Origin of the sequence: Sulfurifustis variabilis (assembly GCF_002355415.1) — a bacterium.
Classification (GTDB): domain Bacteria; phylum Pseudomonadota; class Gammaproteobacteria; order Acidiferrobacterales; family Sulfurifustaceae; genus Sulfurifustis; species Sulfurifustis variabilis.
Genome location: NZ_AP014936.1, coordinates 1,144,378 through 1,163,916 on the forward strand (window position 1 = coordinate 1,144,378; position 19,539 = coordinate 1,163,916).

Sequence of the window (19,539 nt, forward strand, 5' to 3'; positions counted from 1 at the left end):
AAACGCTTCAACGCCGCCAGTTCACTCTCAGGATGTTCGACTCATCCGTATAGCGATAGTCGAGCTCTCCCTTGTAGGCATGGTGCACGGCGGTACCGATGGAGCGCGCCGTTCCCATGGTCGTGGTAGTAATAAGCACGCCGTCGTCGTGGTCCTCCAGCCCGATGATGCGCCGAAGCGGATGCAGTCCTTTCTCGCGTGCCTCCACGTTGTGGGCGAGATGCAGGATCTCGTCGCGGTGCGAAGCGAAAAAAGGTCCGTTCAGGGCGAGAAATCCGGCCGGGCAGCGGTCGTGCATGCGCTGGCACGCGGGGCAGACGAGAGGCTGCGCATCCTGCGAAGGCGGTGACCACTGCCATCTCCCCTTGTGGTAAACGGCGCGGCACTCCGGGCATACGGCCGGTTCTCGGGGCTTGCCGCGCATCTTGTAGGTGTCGTGCTCATACTCGCGCAGCAGCCTGTCGCGTCGCCGGTGGTTCGGACCGTTCGCGCTCTTCGTGCCCATCGTTCGCGCCTCCGTTCTGCCTGGATTCAGTATCCTGACCGTTCCGTGTACCGGCTTTGATTCACGTCAAAGCGCCGATCGCGGCGGACTCTTCCACCTCGCTTCGCAATTGCGCCTCGCGGTCGCGGTACTTGGGTGAGAAATGAAACGGCACCGTCCGTTTCGCGCGCGCCTCGCGCGCAAGCCAGCCGGCCTGACGTGTCGTCAAGTGGTGTTTCCGCGTCGCGTGCGCGACGTCCTCGTGGAGAAAGGGCGACTCCACGTAGAGCCAATCGGCGTCCCGCGCAAGCGACACGATACGTCGTACGTTGGCCGTGCTGAAGTCGCAGTCGACGATGTACGCGATCTTCTGTCCGGGGACCACCCGGACCAGGTGTTCCCGCAGCATCCCCAGGGGGAGATCGCGCGCGGTTGCGCCGGGCACGCGGACGAGAGTCTCATCGGGGAGGCCGGCGAGCACCGCCCGCTTGAGCGCGTGCAGCCACGGTCCCATAGGAAGGCCCATTTCCTGCAGCCGATTCTTCCAGACGTTGACGTGGGCCTTCTCTTCCAGGGCGAAGGCGAGAACCGAGGTGCCGTGCTCGAGGAAGACTGTCCGAACGCGAAGGGCCGGTTCGTCGAACAATACGCCGTCCACGAGCTTGAATGGTCGCTCGTTCGCGTGCCGGAACGCGGAAGAGGACGAGAACTCGCGGACGAAGGCGTTACCGTCGGGATGCACCTCCAGGACCTCGAAAACGAGCTGCGCCTCGTAGCGGTGCACCAGGTTCCACGTGTACGCGGCCAGCTTGTGTCCGACCTGGGCCGCGAAACCCGGCGGGCCGTAGAGGCGCAGCCGCTTGCCGCGGCCGAGGTGAAGCCGAAGGAGGTAATCGAAGCCGATGAAGTGGTCCATGTGCGCGTGGGAGACGAAGACGTCCGTCACCCGCAGCACACGGCGCGTGCTCAGCCCGCCGAGGTCGCCGAGATCGAAGAGCAGGGCGCGCCGCTCGAACATGAACTCCACGTACAGTCCGGGATCGCCGAAAGCGTCGTTGACCAGCTGAGGGTGGAACAGCGGCCGCATGCCCGTCGATTCTGCTCCTCGACTCTCACCCGCCGCCGTGACAAGGCGGCGTGATCCGCCGTCCGATCTTCGTTGCCGGCGCGGCCTTATTCCTGTTTCCCGCGCGCGCAACCGTGTAGGGCGGTCCGCCATTCGCTCAACGTCCGGTCTCGCGTCGGTCCCTCCGTCGCGCTTTGCAGCAACCGGTCGACATCGATCGGAAGCGACAGCGACTGCCACCCGCCCGAGACCTGGCAGTCGATCCGGACCTGCCATGGTGCCCCGTCCGACCTCGGCTCCACCTCGAACAGGTACGCGGACAGACCCAGCTGCTCCAGGAGCCCGGCTACCGCCTCCTTGGTCTGGGCAAGATCGCGTGTCGTGATCTGCGCCACGGTCAGCCGCCTTCGGGCTCTTCCTCGCTGTTCCGGCGACCCCGTTCCTCGAGCGGTTCTTCCCAGTCGCGCTCGTTCATGTCGGTTTCCGTGTAACCGAGGTCGTCCACCTCGACGTCGTCCATCGGGCCCGTCCAGTCCTCGGGCGCTTCGATCGCCTCGACTTCCAGCTCGGCCCACTGGTCGAAATCGATTTCCTCGATGTCGCCGTCGAAGTGCTGGATGTCGATCGTCCCCGCGTCGCGGTCGGCGGCCAGCACCTGAAACCGGTGTCCCTTGTCCCGATGCTGATACCACTGCGACTCGATCGGTTCCGCTTCTGCCATTTGTGCCTCCCGGGCGCGCGGCCCGGCTCAAGGGCGCGTTTCTCCCTTGCTGACCCAGACGCCGCGCATGCACCGCAGCACCTCGTCGCCGCAACGGACGTACTGCCCGACCGGATAGCGCACGTCGTTGAAGTAACAGGCGCCCTGCTCGAGCTCGTCGTCGAGAGAGGGCACCTCTTCGGCTTCTTCCCGTTCGACAATGGGAGAGGTGTGCAATTCCGGGTCGGGCGCACCCACCTGCGGAACACTGCTCGGCGCATTCATGGCGGTATCCCCTGTGAAAGTGTTTCTACTTCCGTGACCGCTCGGCTGTCCCGTCCAACCTGCCACGACCGGGACGCGCGCGCAAGCGCGAACGAGCGGCGGTGTTTGATCTGAATCAAAACGCGCGGGCGCCGTCGAATTAGAGTGCCCGAGGATGTCAGGAGAGCCGCCATGACCATCGCGAAGACCGTCGAGAACTACCTGCAGCAGAACCGGGTCGCCTATGACGTCGTTCCCCACCCGCACACGAGCTCCACGCGCGGCACGGTGCAGACCGCGCATGTCCCGGCCGACCGCGTCGCCAAGGCCGTGGTGCTGCACGATGCCGGCGGGGGTGGTTACGTGATGGCGGTCGTTCCCGGCAGCCGGCACGTAAGCGTCAAGACGCTTTCGAAGAAGCTGGGCCGGGAGCTCAACCTTGCCGGCGAGGACAGCCTCGTGCCCGTCTTCAAGGACTGCGCGGTCGGCGCGATCCCGCCGCTGGGGCCGGCGTACGGCATGGAAACCATCGTCGACGACAGCCTGGTCGGGGTGCCGGAGATCTATTTCGAGGCCGGCGACCACGAGGAGCTGATCCGCGTGAAGGGCGAGCAGTTCCTTTCGCTCCTGCGCGAGGCGCGGCACGGGCAGTTCACGCACTGAAGCGTCCCGGCGGCACCTGCGCATGAGGCTGTGCTAACCTCCGTCAGGGAGGAGAGCCGGTGGTCATGCGCGTAGATCCCGTTTCAGGCCTGGTCGAGGGCGTGCGCTTCGTGCCCTCGCCGAACTGCGACGCCCGGCCGGCGGGCGGCCGGCCGGAGGTGCTGATCGTCCACGCCATCAGCCTTCCGCCCGGAGAGTTCGGAGGCCCGGGGATCGAGCGGTTGTTCTGCAACGCGCTGGATCCTGCCGCGCATCCTTATTATGCGGAGATCCGCGGCCTCGAGGTTTCGGCGCATCTGCTCGTCCGGCGCGACGGCGGCGTCGCCCAGTTCGTCCCGTTGCACCTGCGCGCGTGGCACGCCGGGCAGTCGTGCTGCGAGGGCCGGAACCGCGTCAACGACTTCTCCATCGGCATCGAGCTGGAGGGCGCGGACGACGTTCCGTTCGAGCCCCGTCAATACGACATCCTTGGCGATTTGGCACGCGCCATCATGCGCGCTTATCCCGCCATCACGCCTGCGCGCATCTACGGACACGCGGACATCGCGCCGGGACGCAAGACCGATCCCGGTCCGCACTTCGAATGGACGCGGCTGCGCACGATGCTCGCCTGAGCTTGCCCCTCACCGGGCGCGCCGGTAAATTGATCGCGCCCGATTCCCGACATAAAAGCGTCCCATGGGTGAAATATTGATCAGTATCCTGCTCGCAGTGGCCCTCGACCGGTTCTTGCCGGACCGGCACGGCTTCAAGCCGTTCGCCTGGTACCGCGACTGGGCGGAGTCCATCGAGCAGCGCTTCAACGGCGGGAGCCGGCTGCACGGCGTCGGCGCGGTGCTGCTCGCGACCGTTCCCATCCTGCTCGGCGTCCTGCTTGCGCGCTACATCCTCGGGCAGTTGAGCGGGGTGCTGCGTCTCGCTTTCGATATCTTCGTGCTCTATCTCTGCCTCGATCTCTTCCGGCTGGGGCACGTTGCCCGGTCGGTCTCGGAGGCGCTCGAGGCCGGTGAGCTGCGCGAGGCCGACAATCAGTACAAGGAGTTGACCGGCAAGAGCGCGCCCGACCTGACGGAGGTGAGCATCGCGCACGCGACCGTGGAGGCTGTGCTCAAGCAGGGCAGTTCGCTCGTCATCTCTCCGATCTTCTGGTTCATCCTGCTCGGTCCGGTCGGCGCGGTGCTGCAGCGACTCGCGAGTATTCTCGATATGCTCTGGGGCCATCGGTACGAGCGGTTCGTCGAGTTCGGCTGGGCGGCCGCCCGGCTGGACGACGTGATGCAATGGGTGCCCGCGCGCATCACCGCGCTCTCGTACGGCATCATGGGCAGCTTCGAGGATGCACTGCGCTGCTGGCGGCGGCAGATGGGCGTGTGGTCGGACATCAACAGCGGTCCGCTGCTGGCCTCCGGCTTCGGCGCGATGCACATGCAGAACTGCGAGGCGGTCTCGGAGGTGGGCGAATACGAGGAGCGGGCCGCGACACTGAGCGTCATCCCCGACGCGTCGCATATCCGCGGCGTGGTTGCCCTCGTCTGGCGCGTGCTTCTCTTCTGGCTCGTGGTCGGCATCCTCATGACGGGAGCGCACCTCTTCGGCCTTTTCGCCGGCTGAACGCTGGCCTGCGGCGTTCGTTTCATGAAGGAGCTCATCCTCGGGGGCGCTCGCTCCGGCAAGAGCGGTCTGGCCGAGCGACGGGCCCGCGAGAGCGGGCTTGCCGTCGTGTATGTCGCAACCGCCGAGGCGCGCGATGCGGAAATGGCCGATCGCATCCGCCGGCACCGGGACCGGCGGTCGACGGATTGGCGGCTCATCGAGGAGCCGATCGCGCTGGGCAGCAGCCTTCGCACGCATGCCGGACCCGACCGATGCGTGATCGTCGACTGCCTGACGCTCTGGTTGTCGAACGTCCTGCACGCGCGCGACGATGCGAATCTCTACACGCGCGAGCGCGCCGACTTCCTGGACGCCGTCGAAAGCGTGCCCGGTCACCTGCTGCTCGTCAGCAACGAGACGGGAATGGGCATCGTGCCCCTCGGCGAGCTCAGCCGCCGCTATTGCGACGAAGCGGGGCGATTGCATCAGGAGCTCGCCCGGGTCTGCGATCGCGTGACGCTCGTGGTCGCCGGGCTGCCGGTCACGCTCAAGGGCGCGGCGTGAGCGCGCAACGCTGGCGCGACCCCGTACGCGTGCCGGATGTCGCCTGCGCCCGCGCCGCCCGGGCCCGTCAGGCGCGGCTCACCAAGCCACCCGGTTCGTTGGGTCGTCTCGAGGAGGTCGTCTGCCGGCTCGCGGCGCTGCAGGCGAGCGAGCGTCCGCGCGTCGACGCGGTGCGCATCGTGGTCTTTGCCGCGGACCACGGCGTGGCGGCGCAAGGCGTGTCGGCGTTTCCCCAAGCAGTCACGGCCGAGATGGTGCGCAATTTTGCGCGTGGCGGCGCGGCGATCAACGTGCTCGCGCGCTCGCTCGGCGCCTCGCTCGAGGTCGTGAACCTGGGTACCGTGCACGAAACCGGCCGGCTTCCGGGCGTCATCGATCGGCCGATCGGTTCCGGGACCGCTGACCTGGCGCGGGAGCCGGCGATGGCCGAGGCGCAGTTGCTGGAAGCGCTCGCCGCCGGCGGCGAGGCGGCGGAGCGCGCCGGTCGAGCGGAAGTGGATCTTCTGATCGGCGGAGACATGGGCATCGGCAATACCACCGCCGCCTCGGCGGTCGCGTCCGCGCTGCTGTCGGTCCCACCGCGGTACCTGGCCGGACCGGGCACCGGGCTCGACGCCGCCGGGGTACGGCGCAAGGCCGCCGTCATCGAGCACGCCCTCGCCCTGCACGGCAGCGCGCTCGCCGAACCGCTCGAGGTGTTGCGCCGCCTGGGAGGGTTCGAGATTGCGGCGCTCGTGGGTCTCTACCTGCGCGGCGCGCAGCTCGGGATACCGCTGCTCGTGGACGGCTTCATTGCGACGACCGCGGCGCTCGTGGCCGTGCGCGTCAACGCGTCCGCGCGGGAATGGTTCATCTATGCGCATCGTTCCGCCGAGCCGGGACACCGGATGGTGCTGGAAACGCTGCAGGCCGAACCTTTGTTGAGCCTGGGCATGCGGTTGGGCGAGGCGAGCGGCGCCGCCGTCGCCGTTCCCCTGCTGCGACTGGCCTGCGCGCTGCACGAAGAGATGGCGACCTTCGAGGAAGCGGGCGTCTCCGCCGGACCGGAGCCGCAACCGTGAGCGGCGCCGCTCCCACCCTGGTCGATCTCCTGCGCCACGGCGAGCCCGTCGGCGGCAAGAAGTACCGCGGACAGCTCGATGATCCCCTGAGCGAGCTCGGCTGGCAGGAGATGCGCGAAGCCGTGGGCAGCGACTGCCCGTGGGACGTCATCGTGACATCCCCGCTCGCGCGTTGCGCCGCCTTCGCGCGGGAACTGTCGTTGTCCCACGGACGCCCGCTCGTGCTCGAGCCGCGGCTGAAGGAGATCGGCTTCGGCGCCTGGGAGGGGCGAACGGCCGCGGAGCTGCTGAGCGAAGACCCGGAACGCCTGACCCGTTTCTGGTCGGATCCGGTGCGGCACAGGCCGCCCGGGGCCGAACCGCTCCCGGCGTTTCGGGACCGGGTCGTGCTGGCGTGGGACGAAATTATCTCCCGTCACTCGGGCAAACGCGTGCTCGTCGTCTGCCACGCCGGCGTGATACGCATGCTCGTGCGGCACGTGCTCGACATGCCGCTCGAGCGCCTCTTTCGGCTCCACGTGCCGTCCGCGAGTCTCTCGCGCGTGATCGTGGAGCGGAACGGGACGGGGGTTCTGCCGCGCCTGCTTTTTCACGCCGGCCGGCTCTGATGCGCGCCTTCTGGCTCGCGCTGCAGTTCCTCACGCGCCTGCCGGTCCCCGTTCAGCCCCCGCCGGGTCCGGACGAACTCGGGCGCTCCGTGGTCCATTATCCGCTCGTCGGCCTGCTGCTCGGCGCGCTGCTCGCGGGGTCGTCCGCGCTGCTTCCCGATCGTGATCCGATTCTCGTGGCCGCGCTCCTGCTGGCCGTCTGGGCGCTGCTCACGGGCGGCCTGCATCTGGACGGTCTCGCCGACAGCATCGACGCCTGGGTCGGAAGCCACGGCGATCGCGAAAGGGCGCTCGCCATCATGAAGGATCCGCGCAGCGGGCCGGCGGCGGTGGCAGGCGTGACGGTCGTACTTCTGCTCAAGTTTGCCGCGCTGTCCGTATTGCTGCGCACCGAGGCGTGGCCGGCGCTCGTGATCGCCCCGTTGCTCGGCCGCAGCGCGCTCGTGCTCATTCTCCTCTCGACGCCGTACGTGCGCCCGCAGGGCTTGGGTGCCGGCCAAGCGGCCGGGCTGCCCGCGGCGCCGGCCCGCTTGGTGCTGATCGGCGTCGCCGGGCTCGTGGCGTGGGGCGGCGGCCTTCCCGGTGCCGCGGCGCTCGCGGCGGCCGTCGTCGTGGTTTATCTGCTGCGGCGGATGATGCTGGCGCGCCTGGGCGGCACGACAGGCGACACGCTCGGTGCGAGTTGCGAGCTCGTGGAGACGGCGGTGCTGGTCGTCATGGCGCTGATCGCCGGCTGAGCGGGCGCGAAGGGACCAGGGTCTGGAGCCAGTCGGCGTCGAGGTGAGTGGCGACGGCGTCCGCGATGCGCTCGATGCCGGTCTCGCGGATCGCCGCGTAGTCGATCGATGTGGCCTGCTTCATGCCGGCCCACGCGAGAAGCGCGCACAGCGCCTCGGGCGACTCGAAGAGGCCGTGCACGTAGGTGCCGAGTATCTGGCCGTCCTCCGACAGCGCGCCGTCGGATCGGCCCTCCACGTGCAGCGCCGGACGCGCGAGCGCGCGTCCGCGCGAGACGCCCATGTGAATCTCGTAGCCGGTCACGCTCGCTTCCGCGAACGCCAGGCGGCCGCGCACGCGCGCAAGCCGTTTTTCCTCCTGCAGCGCGGTCTCGAGGTCGAGCCAGCCGAAACCGCGGCTCGACCCCGGCGCGTCTTCGAGTCCCTTCGGATCGTAAATCGCCATGCCGAGCATCTGAAAGCCCCCGCAAATGCCGATGAGCTTGCCGCCGTAGCGCAGGTGCCGGGCGAGCGCGGGCTCCCAGCCCTGGTCGCGCAGCCACGCGAGATCGGCGCGCGTGTTCTTGGTGCCCGGCAGGATCACGAGGTCCGCCGGCGGCACGGGCTGGTCCGGCCCCACGAACCGGAGATCGACCTCCGGGTGCAGGCGCAACGGATCGAGGTCCGTGTGGTTGCTGATGCGCGGGAGCGCGGGCACGACGATGCGCAGTCGAGCCCCCTCCTTTCCGCGGTCCCGGCCGCCGGGCAGGGCATCCTCGGCCTCGAGGTGCAATCCGTGCAGGTACGGGAGTACGCCGAGTACGCGCTTTCCGGTATCGGCCTCCAGCCAGTCGAGGCCCGGTTCCAGCAACCCGAGGTCGCCGCGGAAGCGATTGATGACGAACCCGCCGATGCGGTCGCGTTCCGAACCCGACAGCAGCGCCAGCGTGCCCTTGATGTGGGCGAACACGCCGCCGCGGTCGATGTCCGCGACGAGGATCACCGGACAGTCGACGGCCTCGGCAAAACCCATGTTGGCGATGTCGTGCGCGCGCAGGTTGATCTCGGCGGGGCTGCCCGCGCCTTCGACCACGATCACCTCGTAAGTGGCGCAAAGCCGGCGGTAGCTCGCGAGCACCGCCTCGCGCAGCATCGGCTTGCGCGCATGGTAGCAAGGGGCATCGAGCGTCTCGGCGACGCGGCCGTGCACGATCACCTGCGCGCTGCAGTCGCTCGACGGCTTGAGCAGCACGGGGTTCATGTCGGTGTGCGCCGCAACACCCGCGGCCTGCGCCTGCACCGCCTGCGCGCGGCCGATCTCGCCTCCGTCGACGGTCACGGCGCTGTTCAGCGCCATGTTCTGCGGCTTGAACGGCGCTACCCTTACGCCGCGCCGGGCGAGCCAGCGACACAGGCCGGTGACGAGCGTGCTCTTGCCCGCGTCGGAGGTAGTGCCCTGCACCATGAGGGTGAGCGGCTTCACGGTGCGAGAGGGGAACGAAGCGCCATCCGGTGGCGGCCTCCCGTACAATAGGCCGCCATGTCCGGGCGAAACGGCCGATGTTGAATACCTTCGCAGCGAGCCTCAGCGCGCTGCTGCTCGCCGCCCAGGTGCAGGTTGCCGACGATCTCGGCAACCCGGTCGTGCTCCCGGAACCCGCCCGCCGCGTGGTGAGCCTCGCGCCTCACGTCACGGAGACCCTGTACGCCGCCGGGGCCGCGCCGTATGTCGTCGGCGCGGTGAGCCACAGCGACTACCCGGAGGCGGCGAGGCGCCTCCCCCGCGTCGGCAGCTACAACGCGCTGGACGTGGAGGGGATCCTCGCGCTCGAGCCCGACCTCGTGGTCGCCTGGGCGAGCGGCAATCCGGCCCACCAGATCGAGCGATTGCGCGAGCTCGGCCTTGCGTTGTACGTCTCCGAGCCGCGGCGGATGGAGGACGTCGCATCGGGCATCGAGCGACTGGGACGGCTCGTCGGCAGTGCCGAGGCACCCGGCGCGGCAAAACGGTTCCGAGAACGCCAGGCGGCCCTCGCGCGACGTTTCGCGGACTCGGAACCCGTGCGGGTGTTCTACCAGATCTGGCACCGACCGCTCATGACGGTGAATGACGCGCACCTGATCAGCGACGTGATCCGTTTGTGCGGTGGACGCAACGTGTTCGCGACTCTGCCGCTTCTTGCGCCCGCGATCGACACCGAGGCCGTACTCGCCGCAGACCCGGACGTGATCGTCGCGAGCGGGATCGACGAGGCGCGACCCGACTGGCTCGACGAGTGGAAGACCTGGCCGAGCCTCCGTGCGGTTCGCAACCGGCATCTCCATCACATTCCGCCCGACCTCATTCAGCGGCACAGCCCCCGCATCCTCGAGGGCGCCGAGCGCATGTGCCGCATACTCGACGCCGTGCGCCGCGCTCGCTGATCCCGTCATCGATGGTCGGAGCTGCCTCGGGCTCTGCGTTCAGGAGCTCCGGTCGCCGGGCGGGCTGGTGGTCTTGCCGGGCTGCCAGAGCACGTCCGGCTCGCCCGCGAGGGCGTTGAGATGCCGGGCGAGGACGAACAGCAAATCCGAAAGCCGGTTGAGGTATCGGATCGAGACATCGGAAACGTTTTCGGTCCTCGCGAGCGTGACCACACGACGCTCGGCCCGGCGGCAGACCGTGCAGGCCAGGTGCGCGAGGCTTGCCGCGCGCGTGCCGCCGCGCAGGATGAACTCCTTGAGTGGCCTGAGGTTTGCGTTCATCGCGTCGAGCTCGCGTTCGAGGTCGCTCACGCGCCCGCCGTCGATCAGCGCGCGCCCGGGGACGCAGAGCTCGCTGCCGAGGTCGAAAAGATCGTGCTGGATGTCGGTGAGAAGCGCGCGGGTCGGCTCCGGCAATTCCTCGCAGAGCAGAAGCCCCAGTACGCTGTTCAGCTCGTCTACCGCGCCGTAGGCCTCGACGCGCGGGTGGTCTTTGGGTACGCGCGTCCCGTCCCCCAGCCCGGTCGTGCCCCGGTCGCCGGTGCGCGTATAGATCTTCGAAAGACGATGGCCCATTCAGCGCACCCCCACCAGGCGGTAGATCACGGGAAGCTCGATGTCGAGCGGGTGACCCTGCAGCCAGGCGACCGCCTGGGGCAGGCGTTCGACGCGTTCGAGCGAGTGTAGCGCCGCCGAGTCGAGCGCCGCAAAACCCGAGCTGCGTGCAAGCCGTACCGCCTCGAGCCGGCCGTCGGCTTCCAGCCGGAAGGCGAGCCACACCGTTCCTTCCCAGCCGCGCAGGCGCGCGAGATAGGGGTAGTCGAAATGCCGGGCGAGGTCCGCTTCCACGCGAGCGCTTATCCACGCGCGGGGAAGCGGCTCCGGCGCGGCGTCTACCTCGGTGGCGGCGACCTGTTCGTCCGCGGTTGCGCCGCCGGCCAGTGGCTCGGTCGGTCTCGTCTCGGTCTCCGTCCGCGCGCGCTCGTCCGGCGAGGGGTCCGTTCGGGGGACACGCGCCTTGCGCCGTTCGGGGGCTCGTCGTGCAGTGCGAAGTGGTGACGCCTGGGGTGCGGCGGACTGCGCGACGGCGAGCTGTACGGTGAGGACGCCCTCATGCGGCCGGAACAATACCGGTCGGGCAGGGGAGTGAAGGCCGGCCAGCAAAACGACGTGCGCGACGGCGGAAGCGAGCGCAAAGCGCGCGATCGAAGCACCGTGGCAGGACATCGCCTATTCCCCGCCGTAGGCCAGGCTCACGAAAACGCTGCGCCCGGCCGAGTTGAACGTGTTCGCCGTCTGGTATGCCTTGTCGAGAAGATTCTCGACACGCGCCCGCACGCTCCAGCGCGGCGCGACCGGGTAGCTGGCGCGAAGGTCGACGCGCCCATAGCCGCCCACGCGTATCGTGTTCTCCGCGTCGTCGAAGCGATGACTCTGGGCGAGGACGCTCATCCCGATCGCGGCGCCGCCCAGGCGACCGTCGAGATCGAGCCGCGCCGTCTGCCGGGCCCGCCGGGGCAGCACGTTGTCGGTGGCGACATCCCGCGGATCGAGGAAGCTCAGGTGAAGCGCGCTGCGCCAGCCGGCGAGCTCGGTCGCGATCTCGGTCTCGAGACCCCGGATACGGGCGCGGTCGACGTTCTCCGGCGAGCACAGGTCGGTGACCGGATCGCAGACGGTGGCGATCAGCTCGTCGACGTCGGTCTGGAAGACACGCACGTCCCATCGCCCCCAGGACGCCGTGCCGCGCAGCCCGATCTCCCCGGTCTGCGATTCCTCCGGCCGGAGATCGGGGTTGCCGAAGCCGGGGAAGTAGAGCTCGTTGAAGGTGGGCGCCTTGTAGGCCGTGCCGAAGGCGGCGATGGCGCGTACGCGGGGCGTGAACGCGGAGCCCCAGGCGAGATTCCCCGTCGTGTGCCGGCCGAACTGCTCGTTGTCGTCGCGCCGCAGGCTCAACAGGGCGTCGTGGCGGCCGAAACGCGCCTGGTGCTGGGCGAACCACCCGATGTTGTCCCGCTCGGTCACGGCGAAGTCTTCGGTGCTCTCGACGCGGTCGTCGAGGTAATCGGCGCCGAGCGTGAGCAGCTGATCCCTGGCGATCGTCAGGTCGTTCTGCAGGGCGAGGGTATCGCGTCGCGTGTCGAACGTGGAGAAGAACGTGCCGTTCGAGAAGTTGTCGCTCTCGTCGCGGCTTTGGCCCGCCTGCAGCCTGACGTTCCATGACGTCGACGGTGCGAACTCGGCCCGTGCGCCGAATGCCTGTTGCACGAACTCGTCCCGGTTCGAAAAGTCGTCGTACTCGTTTTCCCCCTGCGCGCGCAGCAGGTGGGCTTCGACCTCCGCTCCGCTCGCAAAACGGTGTCCGGCACGCAGGGTCAGGGAGGTGTTCCGGTAGCCGTCGTCATCGGGCTCGTCGATGCCGAAGGGTCCCGGGGTCGGCTCGCGTGCATCGAAGCCGTCGGTCCGGAAATCCGCGATCGCGACGCTGTAGCGCGTCGCTCCGCCTCCGCCGGTGGTTCCGGCCGACACGTCGCGGGTGCCGTACGTGCCGTAGCCGGCGGCGGCATAGGCGCGCGTCGGGCCGCCCCCGCGGCGGGTGAAGATCTGGACGACGCCGCCGATGGCGTCCGAGCCGTACAGGCTGGAGCGCGGTCCGCGCACGATCTCGATGCGTTCGATCTGTGCCGGGAGAAGGTGCTGCCATGCGACGCTGCCGAGCGTCGCGGAGCCGAGCCGCACGCCGTCCACCAGCACGAGTACGTGCGAGGACTCGGTGCCGCGCAGGTGCATGCTCGTCGTCTTGCCGTAACCGCCGCTTTCCGACATCTCGATCCCGGCGATCCCGCGCAGCAGCTCGGCCATGCTCTTGGCCTGCGTACGTTCGATGTCCTCGCGGGTAATCACGGTGACGGCGGCGAGCGAGGCGTCGGCGGTCACCGCCGTACGGGTGGCCGTGACCACGACGGGATCGGCGGGCGGGACATCGGGTTGCGCGCAAAGGGGGCCGGCGAGGGCGCCGAGGGCCACGCCGAACGGCAGCAGACTGGGTTTCATTGTTCTTCTCCGCACACTGCGCGCACCCGCGCAGATCCAGGCTCGAGTGTGCGGAAGGAGGGGGACGCTCGCTGAGCCGTCGTGTCGCCCGCCGCAACACTCACCGAAGTCTCAGGCCGGTCTCCGGGCTCGCGAGCGGGCTTGCGCCGGCGGATCGCCTTCCCGCGGAGCTCTGTGCTCGCGCAGTGGCGGAGTGATCCGCTGTGACTCGCTTACCGTTGCGGGGGCAGCGCCGGCATTGCGAAGGATCGCGCACCGGCTTCCCGTTTCATTCCGCGGAACGAGAGTCCGCGGAACACCTGAGAGCTGTGTAAGCGCCCGAACTATAGGAGCGGCCCGCGGCGGGTGTCAACGGGAATCGCAAAAAGAAAAAAGCCGGTCCGGCTTTCGCCGAACCGGCTCGAATGAAACAACGGCTTTGTTACTTCTTCTCGGGTTCCGCGGGCGCCGCCGGTGCTGCGGAGCCGGAGGGCTGCTGCGCGGTGTCGCCGGCCGGGGCCGCGGGCGCCGCCGGAGCGGCGGGCGCCGCCGTCGTTGCAGGGGTCTGTTCTTTCTTGTCGCAGGCGCCGAGCGCCGTCACCGCGGCGAGCGCGGCTATCAGGAGCGCGTACTTCTTCATGCTTTGATTTTCCTTATTGAAACGCCAAAAAACGCGAATGGACTTCAGCCCGTTGAGCGCAACCGATGCTCAACCGGGCGCGTATTTTTCACAAGCGCCGGACGAATGCAACGGCACAGAAGCGAATACGGAGGAGATTGCGACGAACGCGGGTAATCAGCTGGCGAGCCGCGGCGCGCCGAACAGCAGGCCCTGCGCGTTGCGGATACCCATCTCGCGCAGCGCCTTCTGCGTGGCCTCGTTTTCCACGCTCTCGGCGATGGTCTGCATGCCGAACGACTGCGCGAGTTCGTGGATGTGCATGACGATCTTGCGATCGGACTCGTTCTCGAGCATGCCGCGCACGAACGAGCCTTCGATCTTGAGGTAGTCCGGGCGGAACTGATTGAGGAAGTTGTACGTCGAGTAGCCGCTGCCGAAGTCGTCGAGCGCGAGTTTGCAGCCGAAGGAGCGCAGTGTCTGGATGTCCTCGCGCAGCGTGTCACTGATCGGAATCGCCTCGCGTTCGGTGATCTCGATGGTGATCAGGCGACCGGAGGCGCACGCGGGCTGCAGCAGGGCGGCGAGCTCCGTGACGAACGCGCGGTCGTTGAACGAGGACAGATCCACGTTCAGGAACAGCGCCTGATTGACGGGCGTGTGCGCGAGCGCGGTGCGGATGATGTGCAGGTCCACGTCGCGCGTGAGCCCCAGCTCCTCCGCGACGGCGATGAAGTCCTTCGCCTGGATGACCGAGCCGTTGATCCGCATGCGCGCGAGCACTTCGTAGGCGACCGGCTTGCCGCTGCTCATGTTGCAGATCGGCTGGAAGGCCGGATGGATGTTGCCTTGCTCGAGCGCGTTGCGCAGCTGGAAGCCCTGGCTGAAGATCGACATCATCGCCTGGCTCACGTCGGGCGACAGCACCTCGATGCGGTTCCGCCCGCGCCGCTTGCTGTGGTACAGCGCGACGTCCGCGGCGCTCACCAGGTCCTGCGCGTTCTGCCCGTGGGTCGGCGCCTCGGCGACGCCGATCGAAGACTGCAGCTGCATGCTCCCGACCGGCAGCGGCACCCGCGTCTGGCTGATGCTCGCGTGCAACTTCTGCGCGATCCGGGTGGCGTTGTCGAGGTTCGTGTTCTTGAGCACCATCGCGAACTCGTCGCCGGCGAGGCGCGCGATGTAGTCGTTGCGCCGCACGAGCGCGCGCAGGAGCTGCGCCGTGGTGCGCAGCACCTCGTCGCCGAACGGGTGGCCGTAGGTGTCGTTGATGAACTTGAAACCGTCCAGGTCGATGAGCAGCAGGCAGACGGGACGGTTCTTGGCGAGGTGATCCGAGAGGATGACCTCGAGCTGCGTGTCGAAGTGCCGACGGTTGTACAGGCCCGTGAGCGGGTCGGTCACCGACATGTGGTAGAGCTCGTCCTGGTAACGCGAGAGCAGGCGGTTCAGCTCCACGCTCTTCGTGATGTCCCCGAAGGTGCCGATGATTCCCGTGAAATTGCCGCTCGAGTCGAACTGCGCGTCGGCGTCGAGCGAGACCCAGAGCCGTTTGCCGCTCGCCGAACGCAGCGACAGCTCGCGGTTCTTCTCGTGCATCTCCGCGAGGCGCGCCGGCAGGAAGTCGCGTGCCGCGTCCTCCTCGGCCAGGTAATCGCTGAAGGGCGTGCCGAGCGCGTCCTCGATGCGAAAGCCCGTGACCGACTCCCATGCCGGATTGAGGAATACGAGGCGGCCCTCGTTGTCGAGCTCGAACAGGATCTCGTGCATCCCGTCGATCAGCTTGCGCAGCTGGGTCTCGTTGTGCTCGAGAAGCTCGCGCGCCTCGGACAGGCTGCTGATGTAATGGCGCAGCGCCGCCGATCCGTCGCTGAACGCCTGGTTGAGCTCCTGGATCTCGCGGCTGCTCGACGCAATGAGCTGCACCTTCGGCTTCCAGTTGCCGCGCGAGAACTCGCGGGCCCATTGCGTGAGCGGTTTGAGCGGCGCCGTGAAGCGGGCGAGCGCGACGTACGCGAGCGCGAAAGTCAGGAGCAGGAGGCCGATGCTCGCCGCGCCCCCGCGCAGCGCGATCGCCCGCGCGACCGTGTCGAGCGGCCCGTCGGCAAGCGCGATCTCGATGCGAACCGGTTCGCCGGACGGCGAAACGGCCGACGCCCGCAGATGGCGGGGAAGGCTGGATTCGCCGGCGAGAAGTCGCGTGTACCAGGCCGCGGAGGCGGGCGGGCCGACGTACTCGTAGAGCTTTCCGCCCGCGCCGTCGACGATGCGTATGGCGTTGACGGCCGGGTCGTCCGCCAGTCGGTTCACGTACCCGTCGAGCCCGTACAGCCGCTCGGCCGGCATGCCGGCCGCGACCGCGGCGACGACGGCGTCGAGCGTGTGCTCGCCCACGCGCGCCTGGGCGGCCAGCTCGGTCTTCAGCGCGTCCCGTGTGAGTGCGCCCGTCACGAGCACGGAGCCGAGCAGGACGAGACCGGAGAAAACGAACGTGAGGCGCGCGCGCAGCGTGCCGGGGAAGCGAAACCGCCAGGTCATGCCGCCCAAGCGTTCGGCCAGCTGCATATCGGGTACGTGTGTCGGGGAGGGCAGTCGGACCGCAAGATGCTGTCCACCGGTTTGTTTTGGCCCTGTCCTTATGGCGCGAAAGTATAGCATGGGCGCGTCGCCGGCCTAGGCGATCTCGGTCATCTCGCGAAGTAAAAGCGCCGTCCGTCGGCAACCATCCGCTCGAACGGGCAACCGTAGACCCGCTCCAGCAGCGCCGGATCGAACAGCTCCGCGGCCGGCCCGGATCGATGGGCGCTGTCGGCAAAGAGCAACAGCGCATGGCTCGCGATGCGGGCCGCCGCGGTCACGTCGTGCAGGACGAAGACGTTCGCGTGCGACGGACGGTTCGATCGGTCGGCGAGCAGGCGCAGGATCTCGCCCTGGTGGCGCAGGTCGAGATGGTTCGTCGGCTCGTCCAGGAGGCAGATCGGCGGGTCCTGGGCGAGCAGCGCAGCAATCTCGGCGCGGCGGCGTTCGCCGCCCGACAGCGTGGCGATCGATCGCTCGGCGAGGGCGTCGAGGCCCACCGCCGCGAGCGCGCGCTCGGCGGCCGCGCGGTCCTCCGCGCCCTCGAAGGCAAAGCGCGCGAGGTGCGGGTGCCGGCCGGTGAGGGCCAGTTCCAGCACCGTGGCCGGGAAACCGGCGTCGTAGTCCTGGAACAGTACGCCCAGGCGCCGCGCCCGCTCGCGCGGCGGGCATTGCGCGATCGGTGCACCGTCGAGCAGGACCTCTCCGCCCTCGGGCCGGCGCAGCCCGGCGAGCGCGTGAAGCAGCGTCGTCTTCCCGCTTCCGTTTGCGCCGAGAATCGCCCAGTTCTCGCCCTCCCCGATCGCGATATCGAGATCGCGGCAGAGCACTCTGTCGCCGACGGCGACCGTGAGCGCGCGCGCCTCAAGGCGTGCCATGGGTCCGATGGCCGGGGTCCGTGGCCCGGGCGAGCAGATAGAGAAACGCCGGGACCCCGATAAGGGCCGTGAGCACCCCGACCGGAAGCTGCACGGGCGCGAGCACCGTGCGCGCGAGCGCGTCCGCGATCACCAGCAGGGCGCCCCCGAGGAGGACGGTGTTCGGCAGCAGCCAGCGATGGTCGGTGAGTCCCAGCAGGCGCAGCAGATGGGGCACGACGAGGCCGACGAAGCCGATGCTGCCGGCGAGGGTGACCGCGACGGCGCTGAGAAGCGAAGCGAGAAAATAGACCAGCACCCGCAGGTGCGCCGGGCGCTCGCCCAGTGCCGCCGCGACCCGTTCGCCCCGCGCGAGCAGGTTGAGCGGCCGAGCGTACAGCATGGCCAGCGCCAGGCCCGACACCAGCACGACGAGCCCGGCCGCCGGTTCGCGCGCATAGCCCAGATCGCCGAGCAGCCAGAACACCATGCCCTGCACCTGCATCGCCGGGGAAATCGCCAGCAGCAGGCTGACGCAGGCGCCCCAGCCCGCCGCGAGCACCACGCCCGTCAGCAGCAGCCGGCTCTGGGTCCAGGCGCCGCCCGCGCGGGCGAGCCCGAAGACGAGCAGCATCGAGGCGATCGCGCCGGCGAAGGCGGCGCCGCCGACCAGCACGCCCGCGGCGCCGAGCGCGATGGCGAGCAGGGCGCCCACCGCCGCCCCGCCCGAGATGCCGAGCACGTACGGGTCCGCCAGCGGATTGCGCAGCAGCACCTGCAGGAGCGCGCCGGCCAGTCCGAGCATGCCGCCGACCGCGAGCGCCGCGAGCGCGCGCGGCAGCCGCAGCTCCAGGACCACCGTTCGTGCGACGCCGGGCGCGTCCGAGGCGAGCGCGGTCCACAGCTGATCGAGCGAAAGGGAGACGCTGCCGGCGGCGAGGGCGATCAGTATGGACAGCGGCGCCGCGGCGAGCAGCAGGAGCGTGATCGCGAGCGGGCGACGCATCACCGCAGGCTGATGATCGGCCAGCCGCGCCGCTCCGCCTCGCGCCGCAGGATCTCGTCGGGGTCCACGGCGACCGGGTGCGCGACGAGCTGGAGCAGAGGCAGATCGTTGTGCGAATCGCTGTAGCCCCAGCTGCCCTCGAGCGTTTCCCGGTGCACCGCGAGCCACTCGCGCAGCCGCTCCACCTTGCCCTCGCGGTAGCACGGGGTGCCGGCGACGCGACCGGTGTAGCGCCCGTCGCGCTCTTCCGGGTCGGTCGCGAGGAGATGCTCGATTCCGAACTCGCGTGCGATCGGCGCCGTGACGAAGCGGTTCGTGGACGTCACGATGAGCAGCCGGTCGCCCCGAGCGCGATGGCGCTCGACCAGCGCGCGCGCGGACGCGGTGATCATCGGGAGGATGCGCGCGGCCATGAACTCGCGGTGCAGGGCGTCGAGCTCGGCGCGCTCGCGGCCGGCGAGCGGGGCGAGCGCGAAGGCGAGGTACTCGCGGATATCGAGCTGCCCGGCCTGGTACTGCGCGAAGTAGCGGTCGTTGGCCCGGCGATGGGCGTCGGGGTCGACCCATCCGCGCGAAGCCAGGAACTCGCCCCACGCGTGGTCGCTGTCGCCGGCGAGCAGCGTGTGATCGAGGTCGAAGATCGCGAGGCTCAAGCGCGCGCGTGCGTCCCGGCCGGGACGCCGTTGCCGGTCCGGGGCCTTCGTGAAAAAATGACGCTATTATTAGGTATCATGCGAGCGGCAGGCCGACGGCGAGATCGCAATGATAGACGAACACGGTTACCGGCCCAACGTTGGCATCATCCTCTGTAACCGAGACTGCCAGGTCTTCTGGGCGCGCCGTTGCGGGCGCGATGGCTGGCAGTTCCCGCAGGGCGGCATCAAGTCGCGGGAGACCGCCGAGCAGGCCCTCTACCGGGAGCTGTACGAGGAGGTCGGCCTCGAGACGCACCACGTGGAGGTGCTCGGCCGCACGCGCGACTGGCTGCACTACGACATTCCCTCCGAGTTTCGCCGTCGCAATCCGAACAGCCCATTTCGCGGCCAGAAGCAGTTGTGGTTCCTGCTGCGGCTCGTCGGCAGCGATCGGGACGTGCGTCTCGACTGCTGCGACAAGCCGGAGTTCGACTCGTGGCGGTGGATCGAGTACTGGGGTCCGCTGCAGCAGATCATCGCGTTCAAGCGGGACGTTTACCGGATGGCGTTGACCGAGCTCGAGCCGCTGCTCGGCAGAAGCTGAGGCCGGTGCTCCGAACTCGTGCGGCG

23 protein-coding genes and 1 riboswitch are annotated in these 19,539 nt (G+C 68.9%); of the genes, 9 read left to right on the forward strand and 14 right to left on the reverse strand.

The features are described 5' to 3' along the window. Positions 1-7: 7 nt before the first annotated feature. The 5 genes from SVA_RS05525 to SVA_RS05545 all read right to left on the reverse strand — a co-directional run bounded on the left by SVA_RS05525 (position 8) and on the right by SVA_RS05545 (position 2,535). On the reverse strand, positions 8-505 hold the full coding sequence (locus tag SVA_RS05525; RefSeq protein ID WP_096459968.1) for a BCAM0308 family protein: 498 nt from the start codon (positions 503-505) through the stop codon (positions 8-10). Positions 506-566: 61 nt separating this feature from the next. Then, positions 567-1,571, reverse strand: a complete 1,005-nt coding sequence (locus tag SVA_RS05530) for a ribonuclease Z (protein WP_096459971.1) — start codon at positions 1,569-1,571, stop codon at positions 567-569. Positions 1,572-1,657: 86 nt separating this feature from the next. Then, complete coding sequence (locus tag SVA_RS05535) at positions 1,658-1,945, reverse strand: hypothetical protein (protein ID WP_096459974.1); 288 nt, start codon at positions 1,943-1,945, stop codon at positions 1,658-1,660. A gap of 2 nt (positions 1,946-1,947) precedes the next feature. Then, on the reverse strand, positions 1,948-2,271 hold the full coding sequence (locus SVA_RS05540) for a DUF6763 family protein (protein ID WP_096459977.1): 324 nt from the start codon (positions 2,269-2,271) through the stop codon (positions 1,948-1,950). 27 nt (positions 2,272-2,298) lie between these two features. Beyond that, the gene (locus SVA_RS05545) at positions 2,299-2,535 is read right to left on the reverse strand and encodes a hypothetical protein (protein ID WP_096459980.1); all 237 of its coding nucleotides are present in this window, start codon (positions 2,533-2,535) and stop codon (positions 2,299-2,301) included. Between the two features lie 171 nt (positions 2,536-2,706). Between SVA_RS05545 and SVA_RS05550 the strand changes: the two genes are divergently transcribed. From SVA_RS05550 to SVA_RS05580, 7 genes are all read left to right on the forward strand, one after another. Further along, positions 2,707-3,177, forward strand: a complete 471-nt coding sequence (locus tag SVA_RS05550; protein ID WP_096459983.1) for an aminoacyl-tRNA deacylase — start codon at positions 2,707-2,709, stop codon at positions 3,175-3,177. 65 nt (positions 3,178-3,242) lie between these two features. Next, entirely contained in the window at positions 3,243-3,791 is a 549-nt protein-coding gene (ampD, locus tag SVA_RS05555; protein WP_096462838.1) for a 1,6-anhydro-N-acetylmuramyl-L-alanine amidase AmpD, read from the forward strand. A gap of 64 nt (positions 3,792-3,855) precedes the next feature. Further along, positions 3,856-4,788, forward strand: coding sequence for a cobalamin biosynthesis protein CobD/CbiB (locus SVA_RS05560; RefSeq protein ID WP_096459986.1), 933 nt, complete (start codon positions 3,856-3,858; stop codon positions 4,786-4,788). A gap of 24 nt (positions 4,789-4,812) precedes the next feature. Next, positions 4,813-5,334 carry a bifunctional adenosylcobinamide kinase/adenosylcobinamide-phosphate guanylyltransferase gene (cobU, locus tag SVA_RS05565; protein WP_096459990.1) on the forward strand — a complete coding sequence of 174 codons (522 nt, stop codon included), beginning with the start codon at positions 4,813-4,815 and terminating at the stop codon, positions 5,332-5,334. Continuing rightward, entirely contained in the window at positions 5,331-6,395 is a 1,065-nt protein-coding gene (cobT, locus tag SVA_RS05570; protein ID WP_096459993.1) for a nicotinate-nucleotide--dimethylbenzimidazole phosphoribosyltransferase, read from the forward strand. Before cobU ends, cobT begins: the two co-directional genes overlap by 4 nt. Beyond that, positions 6,392-7,003: a histidine phosphatase family protein gene (locus SVA_RS05575; RefSeq protein ID WP_096459996.1), complete on the forward strand. Its 612-nt coding sequence runs from the start codon at positions 6,392-6,394 to the stop codon at positions 7,001-7,003. Before cobT ends, SVA_RS05575 begins: the two co-directional genes overlap by 4 nt. After that, a complete protein-coding gene (locus SVA_RS05580) occupies positions 7,003-7,740 on the forward strand; it encodes an adenosylcobinamide-GDP ribazoletransferase (protein ID WP_096459999.1) in 738 nt (245 codons plus the stop codon). Before SVA_RS05575 ends, SVA_RS05580 begins: the two co-directional genes overlap by 1 nt. On the opposite strand, the gene SVA_RS05585 is transcribed toward SVA_RS05580, so the two are convergent. Continuing rightward, a complete protein-coding gene (locus SVA_RS05585; protein WP_096462839.1) occupies positions 7,718-9,184 on the reverse strand; it encodes a cobyric acid synthase in 1,467 nt (488 codons plus the stop codon). The two genes, SVA_RS05580 and SVA_RS05585, sit on opposite strands and share 23 nt — an antisense overlap. Positions 9,185-9,279: 95 nt before the next feature. Between SVA_RS05585 and SVA_RS05590 the strand changes: the two genes are divergently transcribed. Beyond that, the gene (locus tag SVA_RS05590) at positions 9,280-10,143 is read left to right on the forward strand and encodes a cobalamin-binding protein (RefSeq protein ID WP_096460002.1); all 864 of its coding nucleotides are present in this window, start codon (positions 9,280-9,282) and stop codon (positions 10,141-10,143) included. Positions 10,144-10,182: 39 nt separating this feature from the next. Here SVA_RS05590 and SVA_RS05595 read toward each other — a convergent pair whose 3' ends face one another. The 8 genes from SVA_RS05595 to SVA_RS05630 form a co-directional block, all read right to left on the reverse strand. Beyond that, on the reverse strand, positions 10,183-10,758 hold the full coding sequence (locus tag SVA_RS05595; RefSeq protein WP_096460005.1) for a cob(I)yrinic acid a,c-diamide adenosyltransferase: 576 nt from the start codon (positions 10,756-10,758) through the stop codon (positions 10,183-10,185). Then, complete coding sequence (locus SVA_RS05600) at positions 10,759-11,409, reverse strand: energy transducer TonB family protein (RefSeq protein WP_096460008.1); 651 nt, start codon at positions 11,407-11,409, stop codon at positions 10,759-10,761. 3 nt (positions 11,410-11,412) lie between these two features. After that, positions 11,413-13,236 carry a TonB-dependent vitamin B12 receptor gene (btuB, locus tag SVA_RS05605; protein ID WP_096460011.1) on the reverse strand — a complete coding sequence of 608 codons (1,824 nt, stop codon included), beginning with the start codon at positions 13,234-13,236 and terminating at the stop codon, positions 11,413-11,415. Between the two features lie 97 nt (positions 13,237-13,333). After that, positions 13,334-13,554: riboswitch (cobalamin riboswitch) on the reverse strand. A gap of 103 nt (positions 13,555-13,657) precedes the next feature. Then, positions 13,658-13,855 carry a hypothetical protein gene (locus tag SVA_RS05610; protein WP_096460014.1) on the reverse strand — a complete coding sequence of 66 codons (198 nt, stop codon included), beginning with the start codon at positions 13,853-13,855 and terminating at the stop codon, positions 13,658-13,660. A gap of 156 nt (positions 13,856-14,011) precedes the next feature. Then, on the reverse strand, positions 14,012-16,399 hold the full coding sequence (locus SVA_RS05615; RefSeq protein ID WP_148665392.1) for a putative bifunctional diguanylate cyclase/phosphodiesterase: 2,388 nt from the start codon (positions 16,397-16,399) through the stop codon (positions 14,012-14,014). Between the two features lie 122 nt (positions 16,400-16,521). After that, a complete protein-coding gene (locus tag SVA_RS05620; RefSeq protein ID WP_096460019.1) occupies positions 16,522-17,289 on the reverse strand; it encodes an ABC transporter ATP-binding protein in 768 nt (255 codons plus the stop codon). Beyond that, positions 17,276-18,274, reverse strand: coding sequence for a FecCD family ABC transporter permease (locus tag SVA_RS05625; RefSeq protein WP_096460022.1), 999 nt, complete (start codon positions 18,272-18,274; stop codon positions 17,276-17,278). Before SVA_RS05625 ends, SVA_RS05620 begins: the two co-directional genes overlap by 14 nt. Continuing rightward, entirely contained in the window at positions 18,274-18,927 is a 654-nt protein-coding gene (locus SVA_RS05630; protein ID WP_096460025.1) for a histidinol-phosphatase, read from the reverse strand. Before SVA_RS05630 ends, SVA_RS05625 begins: the two co-directional genes overlap by 1 nt. 109 nt (positions 18,928-19,036) lie before the next feature. Here SVA_RS05630 and SVA_RS05635 point away from each other — a divergent pair, with 109 nt between their 5' ends. Further along, the gene (locus SVA_RS05635; RefSeq protein ID WP_096460028.1) at positions 19,037-19,513 is read left to right on the forward strand and encodes an RNA pyrophosphohydrolase; all 477 of its coding nucleotides are present in this window, start codon (positions 19,037-19,039) and stop codon (positions 19,511-19,513) included. Positions 19,514-19,539: the final 26 nt, after the last annotated feature.

What these genes read in the sequence shown, in the direction of transcription:
- SVA_RS05525 (WP_096459968.1), bottom strand. Translation starts at nt 505, where the DNA reads ATGGGCACGAAGAGCGCGAACGGTCCGAACCACCGGCGACGCGACAGG.
- SVA_RS05530 (WP_096459971.1), bottom strand. Translation starts at nt 1,571, where the DNA reads ATGCGGCCGCTGTTCCACCCTCAGCTGGTCAACGACGCTTTCGGCGAT.
- SVA_RS05540 (WP_096459977.1), bottom strand. Translation starts at nt 2,271, where the DNA reads ATGGCAGAAGCGGAACCGATCGAGTCGCAGTGGTATCAGCATCGGGAC.
- SVA_RS05545 (WP_096459980.1), bottom strand. Translation starts at nt 2,535, where the DNA reads ATGAATGCGCCGAGCAGTGTTCCGCAGGTGGGTGCGCCCGACCCGGAA.
- SVA_RS05550 (WP_096459983.1), top strand. Translation starts at nt 2,707, where the DNA reads ATGACCATCGCGAAGACCGTCGAGAACTACCTGCAGCAGAACCGGGTC.
- ampD (WP_096462838.1), top strand. Translation starts at nt 3,243, where the DNA reads ATGCGCGTAGATCCCGTTTCAGGCCTGGTCGAGGGCGTGCGCTTCGTG.
- SVA_RS05560 (WP_096459986.1), top strand. Translation starts at nt 3,856, where the DNA reads ATGGGTGAAATATTGATCAGTATCCTGCTCGCAGTGGCCCTCGACCGG.
- cobU (WP_096459990.1), top strand. Translation starts at nt 4,813, where the DNA reads ATGAAGGAGCTCATCCTCGGGGGCGCTCGCTCCGGCAAGAGCGGTCTG.
- SVA_RS05580 (WP_096459999.1), top strand. Translation starts at nt 7,003, where the DNA reads ATGCGCGCCTTCTGGCTCGCGCTGCAGTTCCTCACGCGCCTGCCGGTC.
- SVA_RS05585 (WP_096462839.1), bottom strand. Translation starts at nt 9,184, where the DNA reads ATGGTGCAGGGCACTACCTCCGACGCGGGCAAGAGCACGCTCGTCACC.
- SVA_RS05590 (WP_096460002.1), top strand. Translation starts at nt 9,280, where the DNA reads ATGTTGAATACCTTCGCAGCGAGCCTCAGCGCGCTGCTGCTCGCCGCC.
- SVA_RS05595 (WP_096460005.1), bottom strand. Translation starts at nt 10,758, where the DNA reads ATGGGCCATCGTCTTTCGAAGATCTATACGCGCACCGGCGACCGGGGC.
- SVA_RS05600 (WP_096460008.1), bottom strand. Translation starts at nt 11,409, where the DNA reads ATGTCCTGCCACGGTGCTTCGATCGCGCGCTTTGCGCTCGCTTCCGCC.
- btuB (WP_096460011.1), bottom strand. Translation starts at nt 13,236, where the DNA reads ATGAAACCCAGTCTGCTGCCGTTCGGCGTGGCCCTCGGCGCCCTCGCC.
- SVA_RS05610 (WP_096460014.1), bottom strand. Translation starts at nt 13,855, where the DNA reads ATGAAGAAGTACGCGCTCCTGATAGCCGCGCTCGCCGCGGTGACGGCG.
- SVA_RS05615 (WP_148665392.1), bottom strand. Translation starts at nt 16,399, where the DNA reads ATGCAGCTGGCCGAACGCTTGGGCGGCATGACCTGGCGGTTTCGCTTC.
- SVA_RS05620 (WP_096460019.1), bottom strand. Translation starts at nt 17,289, where the DNA reads ATGGCACGCCTTGAGGCGCGCGCGCTCACGGTCGCCGTCGGCGACAGA.
- SVA_RS05625 (WP_096460022.1), bottom strand. Translation starts at nt 18,274, where the DNA reads ATGCGTCGCCCGCTCGCGATCACGCTCCTGCTGCTCGCCGCGGCGCCG.
- SVA_RS05635 (WP_096460028.1), top strand. Translation starts at nt 19,037, where the DNA reads ATGATAGACGAACACGGTTACCGGCCCAACGTTGGCATCATCCTCTGT.